The following is a 1,781-nucleotide window of genomic DNA, read 5'->3' on the forward strand; positions in this document are numbered from 1 at the left end:
AACACCAAAGAAAATCGAAACGTATCTTCCGACAACAGGCGGTAAAGCCGAAAATACATACATAAAATGGATTGGTCTTGTATGTGTCGCACTTGGCTTAATTGGAGCTGTATTTGCAGTAAGAAATCGAAAAAAAGCTCAATCGTGAAAGGACTAATAGTATATGACAAAATACCAATCTCATTTTAGTAAAACAGATGAAAATCCGCTTGGTTTTGCTATTGGATTTCGTAATGCATGTATACTCGTAATTCCCATTTGGACAGTTATTTTTTGGATAGGGAGCAAGATATAAGAAACCGAGAGGGAGATGATATGAGATGTCAGAAATCTACGTCGGTAAAATGAAAAATTTAGGGAAACCTGGGGAAGGCGTTATGCGGCGCAAGAGTGCTTGGTTACCTGAAGAATTGATGCAAGCAATTTCAATCGCTCAAACTGTAATTAAACCATTAAAGCAACATGATTATTGGATAGAATCCGCTACAAAATTATTGGCAGGAAGTATTTTGTATCTGGATCAACGACATAAAAACCTATATTACCTAGATGTGAAAAAAGTTATTGAGTTCACTGAAAAAATATATGAAAGTGAAGCGAACTTGGTAGAAGTAGTAAATTCGCTTGAGAATGAGCATCCAGCTTATCATATCTTCCATGAGCTAGGTCTTTATTCAAAAGAAACAAGGGATGCGATAACTATCACTTTGTTATACATTCTTGAAAAACATCAACGTGAAAAGCAAGGGGAACAAAAAGAGTATTTTTGGTTTCAGTAGTAGTTATAAGAGGGAAATGAAATAGGAAGGAGTGCAACGCATGTTAGGCGTAGCTAAGAAGTATACAAAGGTGATTAGAGCGTTGAAAGAACTGAATGAAGGGGAAAAGGTTGCAGGTGTGATAAAAGCTCGTTTTGGGGCGTACAAATCAGTCATAGAAGGTGTGAAAGAAACAACAGATGATTTTATTTTCATTTTTGATCCGAAAGGCAACTTTTATGAAGATACACATCATGAAAAACGAGAACAAGGATATCACATAATCAAACAGGATTTACTAACTGGTTATGAAACGCTTGAAATGGATGTAAAACAAAAATCAGTTGTGTATATCAGTATAGAAACGGAAACAAGTACGTATCAAGATAGAGGAGAAGCATTATCAAATTTTCTTCAATATCTAACAGAATGCAAGAATATAAGACCGATTCACCTGGTATTTCATCAATATGATTTGTACCCGATCCCTCATATGGAGCAGTTTTTGAAAGAAAGCGCAACATACCACATTCAGCATTCAATCGTAGTTGAATCTCAATCCGCATTACAGCACATATACGGAAAAGAGGCAGCACAACGCATTATCACTTCGTACAACACAACAATCCTAGCATGATATCAAGCACTCGTTCACTATTTCATCCTATCTAGATGGCTAGAAAACTATACAAGGGAGAAGCGTTTTTCTCCCTTCTTTATCAAAAATAGGAGGCGTTCATATGGGAAAAGAACAAAGGCTCACATTCTATGATATTGCCGCATCACAAGCTCATAGTGTCAAAAATTTTGATGGGAAAACATACGAACTGAAAGGTGCCATCGCAATTGAAAATAGCACTGGAAGCATCGAAAAGGTAGCTCAAATTTATTATCAAGTGCGTTCGGTTAGAGATGAACATCAAAACTTAATTGCCAAACGGAAAAATAAAAAAGCAGAGTTAGTAGCTGTAAAACAAAAGTGTAAATAAAAAAAGCGATTTTGAAGTGTGCTGAGAACATAGC

At 36.1% G+C, this 1,781-nt stretch carries 5 protein-coding genes; all 5 read left to right on the top strand.

The genetic code is table 11. The features are described 5' to 3' along the window. On the top strand, positions 1 to 148 hold a 148-nt coding region (locus CQ058_RS31250; RefSeq protein ID WP_142396454.1), incomplete at its 5' end, for an LPXTG cell wall anchor domain-containing protein. Between the two features lie 15 nt (positions 149 to 163). Continuing rightward, positions 164 to 295, top strand: a complete 132-nt coding sequence (locus CQ058_RS32655) for a hypothetical protein (RefSeq protein WP_258169607.1) — start codon at positions 164 to 166, stop codon at positions 293 to 295. Between the two features lie 25 nt (positions 296 to 320). Next, positions 321 to 779 carry a type IV secretory system conjugative DNA transfer family protein gene (locus tag CQ058_RS31255; protein WP_105590270.1) on the top strand — a complete coding sequence of 153 codons (459 nt, stop codon included), beginning with the start codon at positions 321 to 323 and terminating at the stop codon, positions 777 to 779. Between the two features lie 40 nt (positions 780 to 819). Continuing rightward, the gene (locus tag CQ058_RS31260) at positions 820 to 1,395 is read left to right on the top strand and encodes a TraM recognition domain-containing protein (protein WP_105590271.1); all 576 of its coding nucleotides are present in this window, start codon (positions 820 to 822) and stop codon (positions 1,393 to 1,395) included. Positions 1,396 to 1,498: 103 nt separating this feature from the next. Continuing rightward, a complete protein-coding gene (locus CQ058_RS31265; RefSeq protein ID WP_105590272.1) occupies positions 1,499 to 1,747 on the top strand; it encodes a hypothetical protein in 249 nt (82 codons plus the stop codon). Positions 1,748 to 1,781: the final 34 nt, after the last annotated feature.

The organism is Bacillus sp. MYb56 (genome assembly GCF_002976445.1).
Taxonomy (GTDB): domain Bacteria; phylum Bacillota; class Bacilli; order Bacillales; family Bacillaceae_G; genus Bacillus_A; species Bacillus_A mycoides.